The sequence below is a fragment of the Acidimicrobiales bacterium genome (assembly GCA_041394185.1).
In the GTDB taxonomy this organism is placed as follows: domain Bacteria; phylum Actinomycetota; class Acidimicrobiia; order Acidimicrobiales; family Poriferisodalaceae; genus JAAETH01.
In genome coordinates, this window is sequence record JAWKIQ010000003.1 from 394,172 (window position 1) to 411,966 (window position 17,795).

Below are 17,795 nucleotides of genomic sequence, written 5' to 3' on the forward strand. Positions count from 1 at the left end.
GGGCACTCATGGTCGTAGGAGAGGTGGCCGAACGGTTCGACGTCGCGGTCATCGGCGCAGGGCCGGGCGGCTACACAGCTGCCATCAGGTGCGCCCAGGCCGGCCGCTCGGTGGTGCTCATCGAACGAGGCAGCATCGGCGGAACGTGCCTCAACGTGGGCTGCATACCGTCGAAGGTGCTCATCCATGCCGCAGAGTTGGCCTATCGAGCCAACACTTCCGACGGCACCGGGGTCGCGATATCGGCCACCATCGACGCCGAGCAGATGAGGGCGCACCGCCACAGCGTCGTCGACGGCCTCACCAGCGGCGTCTCGCACCTTCTCGACAACGCCGGGGTGGTGCGGTGGCAAGGGACCGCACACTTCGCCCGCCGCAACCGAATCGTGGTCGAGGCCGGCGAGGGTTCGCCCCGCCATGTCGAGTTCACAGACGCCATCATCGCAACGGGTTCTCGGCCGGTCGAGCTGGACGGTCTGGCGTTCGACCATCCCCTGATCACCGACTCGACCGGCGCCCTCGAACTCGACCACATCCCTGCTGACCTTGCAATCGTCGGTGCTGGCTACATAGGTGTCGAGCTGGGCACCGCATACGCCAAGCTCGGATCTCGCGTCACCATCATCGAGGCCGCCGATCGTGTGCTGCCGCTGATGGACAAGCGCCAGTCGTCCCTGGTCGCCCGCCGCATGAAAGAGCTCGGGGTCACGGTCAAGACGTCGTCGTTGGCGTCTCGCCTCGAAGGCGAACAGCTGGTGATCACCTCGGGTGAGTCGTCTGAAAAGGTGGCCTTCGATCTGATCGTTGTGGCCGTCGGAAGACGACCGAACACCGAGGGGCTTGGCCTTGGTGTGGTGGGCGCCCAGCTGACCGAGTCCGGACACATCCGCGTCGACGCGGCCCGACGCGCCTCAGATCACATCTACGCAATAGGCGACGTCACCGCCGGCCCGGCGCTGGCGCACAAAGCCACGGCCGAAGCGGCCGTCGCAGCGGCGTCGATCGCAGGTCAGCCCGCAGCGTTCGACCCCGCTGCAATACCCGAGGTGGTGTTCTGCGACCCCGAGCTGGTGTCGGTGGGTCTCAGCGCAGCTTCGGCGGCAGCGGCCGGTATCGAGGTCAACACCTTCCGGTTCCCCTTCTCGGCCGGTTCACGCTCGGCGACCCTCGACGACCGCAACGGGTTCGTCACCCTGCTGGCCGACACCCAGGGCACCATCGTCGGCGCCCAGATGGCTGGAGCGGGCGTCAGCGAGCTGGCAGGCGAGGTTGCACACGCCATCGAGATGGCATCAACAATCGACGAGCTGGCAGACACCATTCACCCCCATCCGACCATGTCTGAGGCGATCATGGAGGCGGCGTTGGGTTTGGCCGGCCGCCCACTGCACGTCACAAGGGGATGAGTTCGTCGACCCCGGTCTCGTCGTCCTCGACCAGCATGTAGCCGAACCGTCCGGCCAGGCGCTCTTGACCCTCCTCGGGACCAGACGCCAGGACCTCGTCGCCGGCGTGCAGAACCACGTACTTGCGAGGGTTGTACAGATAGGTGGCTCCACGCCGGATGGCCAAGACGTGAAACCCCGGGTCGAGGTTGAGGCCCAGCGAACCCAGGGCAGAGCCATCGGCCTCGCTGCCTGGAGCCACCGGCATGGACACGACCACCTCGTCGGCGTCGCCCAGGGCCAGCGTGACGATTGGGTGCAGGTCGCGTTCGTCCAGAACCACGGCCACCATCTCGAGTGCCTGGTCGCCGATGTCTTCGGCCGCCTCTGCCAGGTGCAGCAGGCCCCGCAGCGGCGACGGATCGAGGTTTTCCTGGCCCGCTCGCAGCACCCATGTCTGCAACGACGCCTTCATCTCGTCGAGCCGATCCTCGAGCGACTTGACCTCGCGTGCCAGGGCCTTGTCGCGAAGCACCAGGCACGAGTACGCCAGGCCCACCGCCGTCTCGGACAGGTTCTTCATCTCGACCAGGGTGTCGACGGCACGGTCCAGGTCGGTCAGCGAGGTGGGGTCTTCCAGTGCAGGAGGCTCCCACCTGGGCGCGGCGGCCAACTCGCGAAGCCGAACTATGCCGGCCGGCTCACCGCGCATGAACAGCACGTCGTCGGGTTCGACGATGGTGTCGCCATCGACGTCGGTGTTCCAGCGGCGGCCGCGCTGAATGGCAACCACCCTCATCCCGACCACCACCGGCAACTCCATGTCGGACAGAGGACGGTTCGCCAGATGACTTCCGGCCCGAACCACCAGTCGGTGCGAGACCTCGGCGGCACGTGCCAGATCGGCTATCAGAACGGCGGGGATGCCCAGGTTGCGGGTGACGATGCGGCTGATGTCGACCGCGTCGTTGGCGATGCGTTCTATCGCGGCAACGATGTGAAGCACCGAAGTCATCGCTTCGGCCTCACGGCGGTTGCGCACGGCGACCAGGGCGATGGCCCTCATCTCGGCCACGATCTCGGACATGGTCTCCTCGAGATCGTCGACAGCGTCAGCCATGCCATCGTCGCCGAAGTAGACCGCCGCATAGGCCAGGTCGACCATCAGCTCTGAGGTGTCCTTGGCCTCGGCCAAGAGCGTCTTGACGTTTCTCGGTTTGTCATCCATTGGTTCGACGCATTTCTCGGTTTCTTGAGACTAGACGAGCGCTCATCCCGCGCCCCATGTCGCAATCGCGAACACCAGCGCCCACGCGCCCACGAGGTCGACGACGCTGGTGACTATGGGAATTCCGTAGGTGTCTGGATCGACCCCGAAACGAACCGCGGCAACGGCGCCGTAGTACGCGATTATCACCACGGCGCACGTGGCCAGCAGGCCGCCGGTCAACGAGATGGCCACCATGTCCACAAGGCCGGGGCCGGGCCGGTTGCCCAGAATCGACGCCACCTCGGCCAGCACCCCGTTGAGCACGAACACGGGCACCGCGATAGCGCCGGCCACCGCTATGTCGCGGCGTGCGGCGGGCTGCGGGAACCGTGCGGTGTCGATGACACCGAGGTGCAGCTTGCTCGAAAGCTGGCTGGCCAGGATGCCGCCTATGGCGCCTGCGCCGCTGAGGGCGGCCGGAACCAGTATCAACAGCGCGGGCTGCTCTTCGAAGGCCTCGAAGCGGTGCTCGATCGCCACCCCAGCGATGGTCACCAACACGCCTGCTAGCACCAGGACCGGCAACGATTCGCGGACGATCTCGGCCAGCAGCGCCAGCTGAGATCGAACGACCAGGACGAACGCGGCTGCACTGGCGACCAGAGCCACCACAGCGAACCCGGGCGTGAAGAGCTCGATTCCTACGAGTTGGGCGCCGACGAACAGGGCCGGCAACGTCACGACGTCGCCGACCGCCGACACCAGCGGCGCGTTGACGTTGTCGAGATCCCAGTTGCGCGAGACGGATGCGCTGGCAAGCGCCAGCGTGAACACCAAGACCACCAGCGAAGACAGCGACGCCCCCACGAACGACACGACCACCAGGTCGGCCACCGGTGCCGAGGCCAAACCGAACGCTGCCGCGGCAACCCTCGCCAGCCCGGCCAGCACTATGGCTATCGACCCGGACAGCAGCAGGGCGCCCACAACGTTCTGTCCGACCACCGTGTCGACACGGCGCGAAATGGCGAACGAGCCGGTGTGAATGGCTGTCGCCAGCCGACTTCCGAGGGCGCCGAAGATGTTGCCTCGCATGCCGATGGCCGCGGGCACCAGCACCAACAGGCCAGGTATCTCGGCGAGGGTGCCGGTCATTGCAGACAACGCCAGACCGGCCCCGACGGCGGTAACCGACGAGATGGTCAGGGCGCTCAGGCTCTGCGCGACCGCGGTCGTGTCGGCTCCCAGGACATGCCAAACGGCAGGGAGACGGCTGCGCATCGATCGGGGCCGCCTGGTCACGCGACAAGCATGGCCCATGGTGGCCATGCCACACTCACAACCGTGCTCAAAACGATCGCATTGGTCGGATTCTCGCTGGCTGTCCTGGTGGGGTGCTCCGACGGAAACCCATTGAGAGAGCCCGGAACCGGAGGCGCAACCGCACGGCCAATCGTTCTCGATACCGAGCCCCCCGCCGTGTTCGAACCCGACTCGGGATTCGCCCTGGCCAGCTATGCGTTCGAACCCGGCGGTCAGATACCGCCCGTCTACACCAGGAGAGACGGCGACGACCTGTCACCACCCCTGGCGTGGACGGGGGCTCCACCAGAAGCCGTCGAGCTGGCACTGGTGGTGACAGACCCCAACGCCAGCGGCTTCGTGCATTGGGCCATCTGGGGACTAGACCCCCTCGCCGCCGGCCTCGACACCGGCCAGGTGCCTGCCGATGCTAGGCAAGCGCTGAACGATTTCGGCGAGATCGGTTATGCGGGGCCCGCCCCGCCAGACGGCGACGACCCTCACCTCTACTTGTTCAAGCTTCTGGCGCTGGGCCGAGATTCGCTCGACATCGAGCCAGGCGGAGACGGCTACCAGACGTTGCAAGAGCTCGAAGCCAGGGCGATCGCGGTCACCGAGCTGTTCGCCTATTACCCCTGATGGGTGCATGATGGTCACATGACAGCCGATCTGGCCATCGTCACGCATCCACTCTCGATACAGCACGACACCGGCGACTGGCACCCCGAGTCGGTTCGCCGCATCCAGGCCCTGGCCGGCCTGGGAACGGCACCAGAGCATTCGGCTCACACGGTTCAGCTGACCGCCAACGAGGCCGGCACCGAGGATCTGGTCAGGGTCCACTCGCCGCGTCTGATCGAGCGGTTGAACGAGCTGAACCGAGAGGGCGGAGGCCCAATCGACGCAGACACGCTGATGTCTGCTCATTCACTCGAGGCCGCCCTCGGCGCCGCAGGTGCAGGTATCACGGCGGTGGAGGCCATCGACAGAGGTACCGCACGCAACGCATACATCGTGGTGCGCCCGCCCGGCCACCACGCAACAGCCGTTCAGGCCATGGGCTTTTGCCTCTTCAACAACATCGCCGTCACCGCCGCCTACCTACGCAAGCAAGGCCAGCGGGTCGCGATCATCGATTGGGACGTTCATCACGGCAACGGCACCCAGGACATCTTCTGGAACGATCCCGACGTGTTGTTCGTGTCGCTGCACGAGGCCGGCATCTATCCGGGCAGCGGTTGGCTGCACGAGCTGGGCGGACCGCAAGCTCCGGGAACCACGATCAACGTAGCCATGCCCGCCCACGCGACAGGCGATGTCTATCGCCACGCGTTCGACACCCTAGTCGCCGACGCCGTCGACTGGTTCGGACCCGACTGGATTCTCGTATCCGCCGGATATGACGCCCATCGATCCGACCCACTCGCCAACGTCGATCTCACCGCCGGCGACTTCGCCACGTTCACAGACCGTGTACTGCAGATGTCCGACGGCCGGCAGACCGTGATGTTCGTCGAGGGCGGATACGACCTGAGGGCGCTTGTCGACTCGGCGAACGCCACTGTCGACCGGCTGGTAGGGGTCGAGTCGCACCGAGAAGCCCCGTCAGAAGGCGGCCCGGGCGCCGACATCGTCGACCAGACGAGGCTGGTGTGGGAAGGTGCCGTCGCCAGCTGACAAGATTGCGGTGTGGACACACGCACCCTGACTTCTGCCAAAGGATTTCTCATCGTCGACCTCCCCGACGCCGAGAGTTCTGTCGGCCCCGCCCGACTCGGCGACAAGCTCATACCTTCCAACGCCATCGACTATGTGCGCGAGATCACCTACGGATTCGGCATCGTCGAATCGAAGTGGGGTGGAGCGACGCTCGGGCTGAAGGTGTCACCAGAAGAGCGAGAAGCGACGGTCGGCGCCGTGGCCGGCGAACTGGCCGACGAACTCGGCGCTCACAAGCTGATGTTCGACCAGGGCCTGCGCATGCCCAGGGCTACCCTCAACGAGCTTGCCGCCAACGACCCCCGACCTGTCGACCGGGCGAAGATCGGAGACGACCTAGAAGCGGCCGGAATAGTCCAGGTCGCTGCTGCCCTTCTGGGCGACCTGTCCGGCAAGGCCATAGCGATCGACGGCGTCGACTCGGTCACCGCCCTGGCTGCAGCGGGCCTGGCTACCGCAGGCGCGCGAATCGCTCGGGTCTCGGACGGCAAGACTGCTGTGTCGGGTGACATCCCTCCGTCTGCCCTGGCCGATCGTCTGGCCGGCGACGAGCAGGCCATCGCCTCGCACGGGGACGCAAAGCCTGCCTGGACGATCTGGAAGGGCGAAGGCGTCGACCTGGTCATCGCCGGATCGAAGGTAGGCGCCATGACCGACCAGGGCGCAGCCGTTCTTGGCGACACACCGGTGGTGTGTTACGGCGTGTCGCCGGTGGTAACCAAGGCGATCGCGACGTCGCGCCGGTCAGGGGGCCGAATCGTTCCTGCCTTCGTCACCTCGCTCGGCCGTCGCCTGCTGGACACGGCCACCTCCCAGGCCGACGCCGCACAACTGCACTCGGCCGCGCAACAGCGCCTGTCGAGCGTGCTGGAGGCCACCCTCGAGAGCCCGGCCGGCCCCTACGTCGCTGCGTGCGAACTGGCCGAAGCCTTCATCTCGTCGTGGACCGACAAACCCTTCGGCCGTCCAATGGCCTAGGCCTCACCGTCGCCTGAAGGCTGTGTCCGCTCGCGTTCTGACCGTTCGCGAGCCCGTTTGTTCGAGCGCGAGAACAGCCACCCGCCGATGCCTATGACCACCAGCGCGAAGATGCCCGAAATCAACACCACATCACCGTCGTAGGTTCCACCGCCCGCGACCGGATTGTCGGCTTCGCCCTCGCCTACGGCGATCTCGGACGTCGCGGTCGTGTCGGCAACCGGCGACTCGGGTTGGGATTGTTCGGGAGTTGCGTCTTCGATGCGGGCCACCACCTGGCCCAGCCCGTCATCGATCGAAACAACCACGGTCCACGGGGCGAATCCCGTAGCGATCAGTTCTGGGCAAGACACTCCGCGCACTCCCGTGTCGTCGACTCGGTCGATCGAACAGGCTACGACCTGTCCGGCCATACTCAGCTCGATCGAACCGGCCGCAGCGTCGACGAACCGGGCCAGCTCACCGCTGCAGCGCACAGCTGCACCCGGTTCGGCACGTGTCGCCGGGAAGCAGCGCAGGTTCAGATCTTCCATGCGGGCCAGATCGACTCGCGACTCGAACCTGTCGAGCAGGGCCTCGACCCGCGCTCGGTTCACTGCCCCGAACACCGGTATCTCGTTGTTCATCAGGCTGTCGGCTGTGGGACGGTACGCCGTGGCTCCCGATCCGTAGCAGCCTCCCTCGATCAGGCCCACGGTCACGTCGTCGATCAGGGTGTCTGGCAGCCAGAAATCGAACCGATCCAGCAGTTGTGCGTACTCGTGAACGAACGGGTCGACCTGACCCTCTAGCGGGCCCCACCACTCATCAGCCTGTTCGGCGCTTTCGGCGCAGTTGGGGTATCCGAACTGTGTCGATCGCCCGAACTCGGTGTATTCGTCGCGCAGATCGAACAACGAGTGACCCAGCTCGTGAGCCAGGGTGGTCGCAGACCAAAGCGGGTTGCGAGCATCGATGGACACATATGCCCCGCCGAATTCCATCTCGTCGCGCTGTGGTACATCGGTTCTGCCCCGGAAGCTGGTCCACCACGCTTCCGAACGCGAGAACGTTCCATGACTGTGGTGCAACGTGACAATCGACGTGTTGGGCAGATCGAAACCGGCGAGTTCGCCATCTCGGGCGAATTCCGGATCGGCGTTGTGGAACAGGGCGCGCTGGTCGACCAGATCGCCATCGAGGTACCAGAGGTTGAACCTGTCCACCTCCGACCGTAGGGGCTCTATGGCGAAGGGCCCGAATCCGATATGGGCCACTTCGTCGGCGCTGGTCGTGTCAGAAACCTCTGACACGTTGCCTTCGAAGTCGACCACAGCCGGGCCGCCGATGGTCAGCATCTGGCGGGCGATTGTTGGCAGCGCAACTCCGGCGGGAAGGTTCGACCCGACGAAGACAAGGTTGATCCTGGCCGCATCAGGCCGATTGTGCTGGTCGACGAGTTCATGCAAGGTCGGGTCGATCACCTGAAACGAGTACGTCCCCGGCACCATCGAGCACTCGGCCTGCGACGGGCCGACACACAACACCGCCGCATAGCGGCCCGGGTCGAGGTCGATGTCGATCTGGGTTTCGACGCCTTCGTACGACCCCGGCTCTGGTGTCTGCAGCGGCTCGATCATCACCGTCTCGAACGGATCGTCTCGGCTCACATTCAGCCGCCGCCTGACCATCACATACGAAGACTCTTGCGACTCGAGGTCGTTGCGCCACGACGAAACGATCAACGGTCGACCTTCGAAGGCGATGGGCTCCTCGCCGCCGACCAGGCTCATCGAATAGTCGAACGTCCATGGCTCGACCACTTCGTAGGAGGCGAGCGTTCGGGTCTGACCTTCGAGTTCCAGCGAAACCTCGACGGGGCCGAACTCGAAGTTCACGCCGACGTTTGGACACCACAACTCGTCATCGTCGAATCGGCAAGGCCGCGGCTCGGCTCCGTCCCAGTCGGTTGACTGCCTGACCGTCACGGCGCCCTGCCACAAGGCGGGCTCCTGGACCCGGCCGATCAAGGGAAAGCGGCAGTCGACGGTGGTTCCGGCCACGGCTTGCAGTGGCCAACAGTTGCCCGGGCCAACGCCTTCCAGGACGAACTGGTCTTCGAAAGCCGGCCCCTCGTATGTCTCGGGCCCCTCTTGTGCCGCTGCCGACGAAGCACCCACGACGGACGAAACCGTCAAAAGGCCCAGAACCATTGCGTTGAATGCCGCTGCCGCGGCCTTTGATCGCACGTGACGAAGGTAGTGCCGCGTTACCGGCGGCTCCAGCCGCGATTTCGGCGAGATCCGGGAACGTTTTCAGCGCACGAGTAGTTGAAGATTGGTAACCGGCCCCAACGGTGGGGCCAGAGGAGAAGCGAAAGAGATGACGGGGGAAACCAACAACCGCCAACTGATGATTCGACTCCGCAGGCGAGCCAGGCATCTACGCCGTGAGGCCAACAACAAGTTGCAGCCGCTGGCCGCCGCCCTCAGACGCAGGGCCGCAGAGCTGGAACTCGAAGCTGCGATCCTCGAGCAACAGCTTCGCCCCATCCCGGTTCGGGTTCGTTGACAGATCGACGTGGCGGGCGGGTCTCCCTCCTCCTGCCCGCCACGTAGGGTCGGCCGTCACCCGCCCGCTGACGGTCGAGGAGCTCCGGTGTGACCACCGGAGCTCCTCTCTGTTTTGACCGCACTGTTTTGGCTGCGGACTCCGACGCTCAGCGAAAATCGCGAGACGGTACTGCTGCTGCAACCAAGAGGGGCTCGATCTTCTCGGCGATCACGTTGTAAACACCCTCCGATGCTTCGAGGCGGCCTCGAATCAACAGGGCCGGTTCACTCCTGGCCACTTGACGGTGCCTGATCCAGCACCCTCTGCTGCAAACGACGTTGATCAGGCCGGTCTCGTCCTCGAGGTTTATGAACAGGGTTCCGCCCGCCGTCGCCGGCCTTTGCCTGTGGGTCACGACTCCACCGACCCACACCCTTGTGCCACTTTCGAGCTTCTTCAGCCCCGCCGCTGTGGTGGCGCCCATCTTCTCGAGATCGCTCCGCAAGAAGATGGTGGGGTGCCCGTCTGGGGCCACTCCGGTCGCCCAGAGATCTGCCACCGCCTCCTCGCGTTCGCTCATTCCAGGCAGCTGTGGTGCATGGGCTCCAGTGACGATTCCGGGCAGACGATCGGCCCGCGACTGGATCACCGACCCCGCCTGCCATAGGGCCGACCGTCGATCCAGCCCAAAGCAGCCGAACGCCCCAGCCGTGGCCAGCGCCTCGACTTGGGTCAGGTTCACGTCGGTTCGGCGTATGAGCTGCTCCATCGTTTCGTATGGCCCGTTGGATGCGATCTCCAGGGCAAGCTCGTCGCCGACACCGCGCACAGACGAAAGCCCCAACCTCACGGCTACACCTCCGGCCGCCTCGGGGCACGGTTCGAGGATTGCCACATCGGCCGAAGCGTTGAGGTCTGGGGTGTGCACCACCACACCGTGGCGCCGGGCATCCAGCACCAGCGACTGGGGCGAATAGAAGCCCATCGGCTGGGCATTCAGCAGGCCGGCACAAAACGCAGCCGGATAGTGGAGCTTGATCCAGCTGGAGGCATAGACCAAGTAGGCGAACGAAACCGAGTGGCTCTCGGGGAAGCCATAGTTCGAGAACGCAGCCATCTTGTCGAAGATCTCATCCGCGATGGCCCCGGTTACGCCCCGTTCGGCCATTCCGTCATAAAGCCGCTGCTTGAGTTTGGCCATCCGTTCCTGTGAGCGCTTCGAACCCATCGCCTGGCGAAGTTCGTCTGACTCGGCCGGGGTGAATCCGGCCACGTCGATGGCCATCTGCATCAGCTGCTCTTGGAACAAGGGGATGCCCAGGGTCTTTTGAAGCGCGTTCTCGAGCAGCGGATGCAGATAGGTGACGGGCTCTTTGCCGTTGCGCCGTCTGATGTATGGGTGAACAGACCCTCCCTGGATCGGGCCCGGGCGGATCAGGGCCACCTCGACCACCAGGTCGTAGAAATTGCGCGGCTTCAAACGGGGCAGGGTGGCCATCTGGGCCCGAGACTCGACCTGGAACACCCCGACCGAATCGGCCTCACACAACATGTCGTAGACCTCTGGTTCTTGTGGGAGAGCCGCGATGTCGACGTTCACGTCATGGTGTGCGGCGATCAGGTCGACCGACAGATGAAGCGCGGTCAGCATGCCCAGACCCAGCAGGTCGAACTTGACCAGCCCTGCGGCTGCACAGTCGTCTTTGTCCCACTGCAGAACGCTTCGGTTGGCCATGCGGCCCCATTCGACGGGGCAGACCTCCACTACTGGACGGTCGCACATGACCATGCCCCCCGAGTGGATTCCGAGGTGGCGCGGAAAGTTCTCGACCTGGGCCGCTAGCTCTAGCACCTCACGGGGAATGTCCAGATCGGTGGCGATGTTCTGCTCGGCCTCACCCTCGAGCAGCTTCGAGAGCCCACCCCACCGGTCGAGTTGTTTTGCGAAGGCGTCTTGTTGACCGGTTGCATAACCGAGAGCCTTGGCCATGTCGCGCACCGAAGACTTGGCTCTGTAGGTGATGACGTTGGCCACCTGGGCCGCGTGGGCCCGGCCGTGCTTTTGATAGACGTACTGGATCACCTCCTCGCGCCGGCCGCTCTCGATATCGATGTCGATGTCGGGTGGGCCGTCGCGCTCGGGCGACAAGAAGCGTTCGAACAGCAGGCCCAGGCTGACGGCGTCGGCCTTGGTTACGCCGAGCACATAACAAACAGCCGAATTGGCCGCCGACCCCCTCCCCTGGCAGTAGATGTCGTTCAGCCGGCAGAACTCGACGATGTCCCAGACCACCAGGAAATAGCCGGGGAATCCGAGATGTTCGATGAGATCCAGCTCTCGTTCGACCTGAGCCCAGGCACCAGGCACCCATTCGCGCTCGGGTGGCCCGTAGCGCTGCAGAGCACCCCGGCGCACGATCTCTCGCAACCAGCTCATCTCGTCATGACCGGGCGGACACGGGAATGGTGGCAGGTTGGGTGCCACCAACTTCAGGTCGAAGGCACATTCGGCCGCCAGCTCTGCCGCAGCTTCGACCACACCCGGATAGCGAACGAACCGCCTGGCCTGCTCGTCGCCGGAGCGCAAGTGTGCGGTGGCGGCCGGGGGCAACCAACCGTCGAGGTCTTCGAGGCTGCGCCTGGCCCTGACCGCAGCCAGGGCGGTGGCCAACCGACGGCGCGACGGGGTTGCGTAGTGAACGTTGTTGGTGGCCAGCAGGCCCGTGCCATATCTGGCCGCCAGACGGGCCAAGGCGTCGTTGCGCGCCCCATCCAGTGGATCACCGTGGTCCCACAACTCGACATAGACGTTGTGCCTGCCGACCAGATCGACCAGGCGTTGAAGCTCGACACCGGCAGCCGACGGCCCACGTTCGACCAGGGCTCGGGGCACGCGCCCCTTACGCCCACCGGTCAACAACACCCAGTGATCGGCTGCGCCCGAAGACGCGGCCTGGGCGATATCTGCCATAGAGCAGCGAGGTGCACCCTTCTCGCCCGCCATCTGGGCCTTGGAGATCAATGTGCCAAGCGCCGCGTAGCCCTTGGGATCTCTGGCCAGGATGATCTGATGGTCACCGTAGGGGTCGGGTACCCCGTTGTGGGGTTTGGTAGCGCCGAGGGTGAGTTCACAGCCAAATACGGTGGGCATTGCGACCTCTCGGGCCGCTTCGGCGAAGCGAACCACCCCATAGAAGCCGTCGTGATCGGTGATCGCCAAGGCCTTCAGATCGAGCCTGGCCGCTTCGGTGACCAGCTCTTCTGGATGTGATGCCCCGTCGAGGAAGCTGAAGTTGGAATGGCAGTGCAACTCTGCATAGGGCGTCTTCGACACCCGCCTGGCAACGGCGGGAGCTTCAAAGGCCGAGCGTTTGCGAGACCATGCCGGGCTGTCGCCGCCGTCGGCACCTTCCCACGCGCGCGCCGCGTCTGGAATACCGTCAAATCTGCCAGAGAGCCTGGCCTCTAGTTCGGTCCACGAAACGCCCGGGTTGTTGAATCCCACAGGCGCGATGATCGAACATCTGTTCGATACATGTCAAGAGGTCGGGCCGAGATCTCGATGTCGACCCCGAGGCGTCAAACAGCGGTTGTGAAACCCTCGAAGGGCGAACCGATCGTCTTCAGGTCCTCGATCAGGTCAGGAGGCAGGGTGCTTGCCGGAGAGGGCGGGGTGGTCGGGTTGACCGCATCCACCAGTCCGCCGAATCTGGCGTCGATCGCAGCCTTGATCTCGTCGTGGCGACCCACCGCTGCGAACAGCCTCACGACGTCGTCGCTGACCTCGGCCGCGATCTGGTCCCAGTGGCCCGCCTTGGTCATGTCGAGAAGTTTGTGCCCCAGATCCTCGAGGCCATGCTGGGCCAGGACCGGCCAATAGGCCCGCGTCGACCCATAGAACGCCACCCGGTAGCGCACCCACTCGACGGCTTTGGCCACGTCCTCATCGGTGGCCCCGGTAGCCACGAAGCCACCGCCAGAAACTTCGAAGCTCTCGCGGTTGCGGTTGGTGCGCATCATTCCACGCTCGAGATTCGGCATGATCTGTTCGGCGATGTAGTCGCGGGTGCAGAATCCGTGCAGCGATACCCCATCGCAGGCCTCGCCAGCCAGCGCCAACATGTTGGGGCCAACTGCGGAGATCTTGATGGCCGGCGGGGCGCACTCGAGCGGCGCTGGCGAGAAGTTGGGTGTCATCAGGGTGAACGTGTAGTGCTCGCCCTGAAAGTCGAGCTTCTCGCCGGTCTGCCAGGTTCGCCAAATGGCCCTGATCGAGTTGATGTACTCGCGCATTCGTGGAGCTGGTGCTGTCCAGGGCGTCGAATAGCGCCGCTCGTTGTGGGCCTTTATCTGCGAGCCGATCCCCAGAACGAAACGACCATTCGAGGCCGCCTGAAGGTCCCAGGCAGCCTGGGCGCTCATCATCGGGCTACGGGGAAACGCTATGGCGACGCCGGTCTCGAGGGTCACCCTCGTGCTGTTCACCGCAGCGATGGCCAAGGACAGGAACGGGTCGTGGGCGTTCTCGGCTGCCGACACACCGTCGAAGCCGCTGTCTTCTATGGCCTTTATGCGCCGCGGGACGGCTGCGAGGTCGCTGTTGTCGAGGCCTGCCTTGATTCGCATGTGGCCGATTAGAGCAGGGCGCGGGCCAACAGAACAATTGCCGACGCTGCCGACAGCGACAAGATGGCAGGACGCGTGTAGCCGCGATCGACGATGGGAATCAGGTAGCGGCTCAGCACGAAGCCGACCACCGCAGCGGGAACCAGAAGGGCTCCCCACTTCAGCTCGTAGAGGCCGAACTCGCCCGCGATGGCCAGGCCCACCAGCGTCATCGCCGTTCCGACCACGAAGAACCCACCCATCGAGCCACGTATCTGCTTGCCTTCGGCGCTTTGAAACATCAGGGCCACGGGCGGCCCGCCGATACCTGCCGTGACGGCCCCAAAGCCCGAAACCGTTCCGGCAACGATCATGTTGGGCCTGGTGCGCCTGGGTGCCGTCGTGACCGACGAGATCACCACCATGGCCAAGACGGCCAGGGCTATGACGATGCGAAGCCCGCGGTCCGACAGGGCACCGATGACCAACGCACCAGCGATCGTTCCGCCCACCCGTCCGATCAGTGCGTTGGAGACGGGCCCGAATTCGATGCCCTTTCGATCTCGGACCAGCATCATGACGTTCATGGCGCTGATGGCGAACAGTGATGCGCCGGGCACCAGCTCGGGGGCGAACAGGGCGATCATCGGCATTGCGATGAGGTTCGCGCCGAACCCGACCGAACTCTGCACCGATGTGCCCAGAGCAACGATGGCGAATGCGAGTAGGTAGGTGAACAGCTCGGCTCCAGCCTGTTGGTGGCCTGCCGATGCTAGACCCCGCCGACAAGCAAGCCGTGCAGCGATGACTTCACCCGCCTTTGTGATGCTTGCGGTGGCATGGTGCGCAGAGGGTTTGGAGTTGGTCGGTTCAAGCGGATGGGCCTACGCCTATCCAGTCACGAACCGTGGACGGACAGACGGCGAGTTCTTGTGTTGTGTAGATCGCTGGTTCCACCGTTACGTTCCCCTCTTTGTTTCCCCTACTCGGTGTCGAACAGGCTTTCGATCTGTGATCGAAAGCCTACTGAAGGGGTGGGACAGTCAACATTTGCACGGAGACACCACCTTGTGTGCCAGCGCTGACACGACCAGTAGCCACCACGCGTCCGCGGCGGCGTCGATCGGCTGCGCCCACCTCGGCCAGAGCGTGCCAGCCGCGCCGATAGCGTTCACCGCATGACGTCGCCCAGGATGCCCGCAGTGTTCGTAGGTCACGGCAGCCCGATGAATACCCTCGAGAACAACCGCTATACCGAGGCTTGGCGCGCGTTGGGCCAGTCGGTTCCGCGCCCCGAAGGCATCGTGATGGTCTCGGCGCACTGGTACATCGCCCACAGTGCGGTCACGGCGATGGATCAGCCACGGACGATCCACGACTTCTATGGCTTCCCGCCAGAGCTCTTCGCTTTCCAGTACCCGGCGCCAGGGGCGCCCGAGCTGGCTTCGCGTGTGGCCCAGCTGGCCGAACCGAACTGGGTGGGCCTCGATGCGGATCAGTGGGGTCTGGATCACGGGACCTGGTCGGTGCTGGCGCACGTCTTCCCCGAAGCAGACATCCCGGTGGTGCAGTTGTCGGTGGATGCATCCAAGACCATCGAGCAACACATGGCTCTTGGAGCGTCGCTGTCTCCGCTGCTCGACGAGGGCGTCATGGTCATGGCGAGCGGCAACGTCGTTCACAATCTGGGTGCACTCAACCCGGCGCTGCGAGACGAGGCGTCCGAGTGGGCTCGCGCCTTCGACGCTGCGACGACACATGTAATGACCACCAACCCGGGAGATCTCGGCTCGGTGGTCACACATCCGGCCTTCGATCTGGCTGTGCCCACTCCAGATCACTTCCTGCCCCTCGCCTACATCGCGGGCATCGCCGATTCTGTCGGCGAAACAGCCCAGGTTCTGATCGAAGGCGGAGCGATGGGTTCGTTGACGATGACCAGCTATACGGTCGGCACCTTCAACTGACACCAGGCGAGCGCCCTCGCATAGCCTGCAGAACATGCAAAGACTCAAGTTCGGAGCCTTCCTCGCGCCCCACCACCTTCCGGGCGAGAGCCCGACCCTGCAACTGCAGCGCGACCTGGACCTGGTGACCCAGCTGGACCGATTGGGATACCACGAGTTCTGGTGCGGCGAGCACCACTCGACCGGTTGGGAGGTGATCGCTTCCCCGGAGATGTTCCTGGCGGGTGCGGCCATGCGCACCGGTCGCATCAAGCTCGGCACCGGTGTGGTCTCGCTGCCCTACCACCACCCGTTCAACGTGGCCCAGCGGATCGTTCAACTCGACCACATGAGCCAGGGACGCGCCCTGCTCGGCACCGGCCCAGGAGCCTTGCCCTCCGATGCACACACGTTTGGCATCGACCCGGTGGTCCTGCGAGATCGCCAGGATGAAGCCATCGGAGTCATCAAGCGACTGCTGGCAGGCGAGGAGCGCTTCAGCTACGAGTGCGAGTGGTTCACCCTGAACGACGCCAAGCTGCAGATTCTGCCCTTGCAAGAAGTGCTGCCCATGGCGACGGCCTCGATGATCAGCCCCTCGGGCATGACGCTCGCGGGCAAGTACGGCGACGGCGTTCTGTCGATCGGTTCCATGTCGGACGAGGGTCTGGCGTCGCTGCCGTTGCAGTGGAGCTTCGCAGAGGAAGCAGCCGCCGAACACGGCCAGATCGTCGACCGCTCGAACTGGCGCATCATGTTCAACTGGCACATCGCCGAGACGCGCGAGAAGGCGTTCGAGGAGGTCGAGTGGGGCCTCTTGCGCTGGCACAACGACTACACGGTCGGCACGCTCCAGCGTCCGGGCGTGCCCAAGTTCGACACCACCCGCGACGCCATCGAGGCCCTGGCCTTGGCCGAGGGCGCAGCGGCAGTCATCGGCACCCCCGACGATCTCATCGAACGAATCCTCCAGATGGCCGAGGTCACTGGTGGTTTCGGTGTGGCGATCGGTTTCGTAAACGACTGGGCTTCGCCTGCGAACACCGCAAAGAGCTGGGACATGGTGGCCAGGTATGTGATTCCCGAGGTCAACGGCCAGCTCGAATCGATGCGCGAGTCGAACCAGTTCGTGATCGACCACCGCGAGTACTTCCAGCGAGCCCAGAAGGCCGTGCTGAACAAGATCAACGAGAACGCCAGGGCCGCCGAGGCCTTCCGGGCGGCGGGTGCCGGCGGTTCGGCCCCCATAGCGGCGCACTCGGGGCCGTCACGACAAGACGCGTCAGACGACGCTGCGAGCCAGGACTGAACGGCGCAGTGCCCCGCACCGAGGTCCGCGGCGTCGAATTCGAGTGGAGCCGCTCGGGACAAGGCCCCACGACGATCTGGGGCCACGGGCTGCACGGGTCGCGCGATGTCGAGAACAGGTACGGCGTGATCGATCACGCCACGCTCGCCGACCACTTGGACCTTGTCAGGTACGACGCCAGAGGCCACGGTGAGTCGACGACCACGACCGAGCCTTCTACCTACTCGTGGGATCAAATGGCCCAGGACCAGCTGGCGCTGGCCGACGCGCTGGGTATCGGCACCTATGTCGCCGCAGGAGCGTCGCTGGGCACGGCCACGGCCATCCATGCTGCGGTGCTGGCCCCAGATCGGATAGCCAAGCTGGTCCTGGTGATACCGCCGACGGCATGGGAGACGCGGGCCCAGCAGGTCGATCTGTACGAACGTATGGCTCGAATCGCCGAAACCAAGGGAACCGAGCCTCTGATCCGTGCGCTCGACCAGGGCCCGGTGCCCGACCCGGTTGCTGACGATGCCGACTGGTTCGACAACAAGGTGAACAACCTGCGCACGGTCGATCCTCAGCGTCTGGCAATTCGCCTGCGCGGCGCCGGCACCGCCGACCTGCCACCCAGAGAGCTGGTTGGCCGCATCGAAGCCCCAACCCTGATACTGGCCTGGTCGGGCGACAGCGGCCATCCCGTGGACACGGCAGAACAACTGCACGACCTGATCGCCCATTCGCAGATGGTCGTCAGCTCGACGGCGGCCGACTATCGCACGTGGACCGCTCGCATGATCGAGTTCATCAACAGCTGAGCTAGGTTC

At 64.8% G+C, this 17,795-nt stretch carries 14 protein-coding genes; 8 read left to right on the forward strand and 6 right to left on the reverse strand.

Annotated elements, in window-relative coordinates:
* Nucleotides 1-8: 8 nt before the first annotated feature.
* On the forward strand, nucleotides 9-1,406 hold the full coding sequence (gene lpdA, locus R2770_15325) for a dihydrolipoyl dehydrogenase (protein MEZ5281831.1): 1,398 nt from the start codon (nucleotides 9-11) through the stop codon (nucleotides 1,404-1,406).
* Here the strand turns inward: lpdA and R2770_15330 are convergent.
* Nucleotides 1,393-2,613, reverse strand: a complete 1,221-nt coding sequence (locus R2770_15330) for a TrkA C-terminal domain-containing protein (protein MEZ5281832.1) — start codon at nucleotides 2,611-2,613, stop codon at nucleotides 1,393-1,395. The genes lpdA and R2770_15330 overlap by 14 nt on opposite strands.
* A 42-nt stretch (nucleotides 2,614-2,655) precedes the next feature.
* Nucleotides 2,656-3,876 carry a magnesium transporter gene (locus R2770_15335; GenBank protein ID MEZ5281833.1) on the reverse strand — a complete coding sequence of 407 codons (1,221 nt, stop codon included), beginning with the start codon at nucleotides 3,874-3,876 and terminating at the stop codon, nucleotides 2,656-2,658.
* A 63-nt stretch (nucleotides 3,877-3,939) separates the two neighbouring features.
* On the opposite strand from R2770_15335, the gene R2770_15340 reads away from it, so the two are divergent.
* From R2770_15340 to R2770_15350, 3 genes are read left to right on the forward strand one after another with little or no spacing between them, the layout of a single operon-like run.
* On the forward strand, nucleotides 3,940-4,536 hold the full coding sequence (locus R2770_15340; protein ID MEZ5281834.1) for a YbhB/YbcL family Raf kinase inhibitor-like protein: 597 nt from the start codon (nucleotides 3,940-3,942) through the stop codon (nucleotides 4,534-4,536).
* A gap of 18 nt (nucleotides 4,537-4,554) precedes the next feature.
* Nucleotides 4,555-5,574, forward strand: coding sequence for a histone deacetylase (locus tag R2770_15345; GenBank protein MEZ5281835.1), 1,020 nt, complete (start codon nucleotides 4,555-4,557; stop codon nucleotides 5,572-5,574).
* Nucleotides 5,575-5,586: 12 nt separating this feature from the next.
* Entirely contained in the window at nucleotides 5,587-6,594 is a 1,008-nt protein-coding gene (locus tag R2770_15350; GenBank protein MEZ5281836.1) for a hypothetical protein, read from the forward strand.
* Here R2770_15350 and R2770_15355 read toward each other — a convergent pair.
* Nucleotides 6,591-8,822 (reverse strand): M64 family metallopeptidase, encoded by a 2,232-nt coding sequence (locus R2770_15355; protein MEZ5281837.1) that lies wholly within the window; start codon nucleotides 8,820-8,822, stop codon nucleotides 6,591-6,593. The two genes, R2770_15350 and R2770_15355, sit on opposite strands and share 4 nt — an antisense overlap.
* 133 nt (nucleotides 8,823-8,955) lie before the next feature.
* On the opposite strand from R2770_15355, the gene R2770_15360 reads away from it, so the two are divergent.
* The gene (locus R2770_15360; GenBank protein ID MEZ5281838.1) at nucleotides 8,956-9,144 is read left to right on the forward strand and encodes a hypothetical protein; all 189 of its coding nucleotides are present in this window, start codon (nucleotides 8,956-8,958) and stop codon (nucleotides 9,142-9,144) included.
* Nucleotides 9,145-9,292: 148 nt separating this feature from the next.
* On the opposite strand, the gene R2770_15365 is transcribed toward R2770_15360, so the two are convergent.
* From R2770_15365 to R2770_15375, 3 genes are all read right to left on the reverse strand, one after another.
* Complete coding sequence (locus tag R2770_15365) at nucleotides 9,293-12,631, reverse strand: error-prone DNA polymerase (protein MEZ5281839.1); 3,339 nt, start codon at nucleotides 12,629-12,631, stop codon at nucleotides 9,293-9,295.
* 74 nt (nucleotides 12,632-12,705) lie between these two features.
* A complete protein-coding gene (locus R2770_15370) occupies nucleotides 12,706-13,752 on the reverse strand; it encodes a TIGR03617 family F420-dependent LLM class oxidoreductase (protein ID MEZ5281840.1) in 1,047 nt (348 codons plus the stop codon).
* Between the two features lie 8 nt (nucleotides 13,753-13,760).
* Nucleotides 13,761-14,558: a sulfite exporter TauE/SafE family protein gene (locus tag R2770_15375; protein MEZ5281841.1), complete on the reverse strand. Its 798-nt coding sequence runs from the start codon at nucleotides 14,556-14,558 to the stop codon at nucleotides 13,761-13,763.
* A gap of 351 nt (nucleotides 14,559-14,909) precedes the next feature.
* Here R2770_15375 and ygiD point away from each other — a divergent pair, with 351 nt between their 5' ends.
* The 3 genes from ygiD to R2770_15390 are packed head-to-tail and all read left to right on the forward strand — an operon-like array spanning nucleotide 14,910 to nucleotide 17,786.
* Nucleotides 14,910-15,698 carry a 4,5-DOPA dioxygenase extradiol gene (gene ygiD / locus R2770_15380; GenBank protein ID MEZ5281842.1) on the forward strand — a complete coding sequence of 263 codons (789 nt, stop codon included), beginning with the start codon at nucleotides 14,910-14,912 and terminating at the stop codon, nucleotides 15,696-15,698.
* 34 nt (nucleotides 15,699-15,732) lie between these two features.
* Nucleotides 15,733-16,986, forward strand: coding sequence for an LLM class flavin-dependent oxidoreductase (locus tag R2770_15385; protein ID MEZ5281843.1), 1,254 nt, complete (start codon nucleotides 15,733-15,735; stop codon nucleotides 16,984-16,986).
* A gap of 8 nt (nucleotides 16,987-16,994) precedes the next feature.
* On the forward strand, nucleotides 16,995-17,786 hold the full coding sequence (locus tag R2770_15390) for an alpha/beta fold hydrolase (protein ID MEZ5281844.1): 792 nt from the start codon (nucleotides 16,995-16,997) through the stop codon (nucleotides 17,784-17,786).
* Nucleotides 17,787-17,795 lie beyond the last annotated feature (9 nt).

Bases quoted from the DNA above. Each gene is read 5' to 3' on its own strand.
- ygiD (MEZ5281842.1), top strand. From the start codon at position 14,910: ATGACGTCGCCCAGGATGCCCGCAGTGTTCGTAGGTCACGGCAGCCCG.
- R2770_15330 (MEZ5281832.1), bottom strand. From the start codon at position 2,613: ATGGATGACAAACCGAGAAACGTCAAGACGCTCTTGGCCGAGGCCAAG.
- R2770_15370 (MEZ5281840.1), bottom strand. From the start codon at position 13,752: ATGCGAATCAAGGCAGGCCTCGACAACAGCGACCTCGCAGCCGTCCCG.
- R2770_15385 (MEZ5281843.1), top strand. From the start codon at position 15,733: ATGCAAAGACTCAAGTTCGGAGCCTTCCTCGCGCCCCACCACCTTCCG.
- lpdA (MEZ5281831.1), top strand. From the start codon at position 9: ATGGTCGTAGGAGAGGTGGCCGAACGGTTCGACGTCGCGGTCATCGGC.
- R2770_15360 (MEZ5281838.1), top strand. From the start codon at position 8,956: ATGACGGGGGAAACCAACAACCGCCAACTGATGATTCGACTCCGCAGG.
- R2770_15335 (MEZ5281833.1), bottom strand. From the start codon at position 3,876: ATGCGCAGCCGTCTCCCTGCCGTTTGGCATGTCCTGGGAGCCGACACG.
- R2770_15345 (MEZ5281835.1), top strand. From the start codon at position 4,555: ATGACAGCCGATCTGGCCATCGTCACGCATCCACTCTCGATACAGCAC.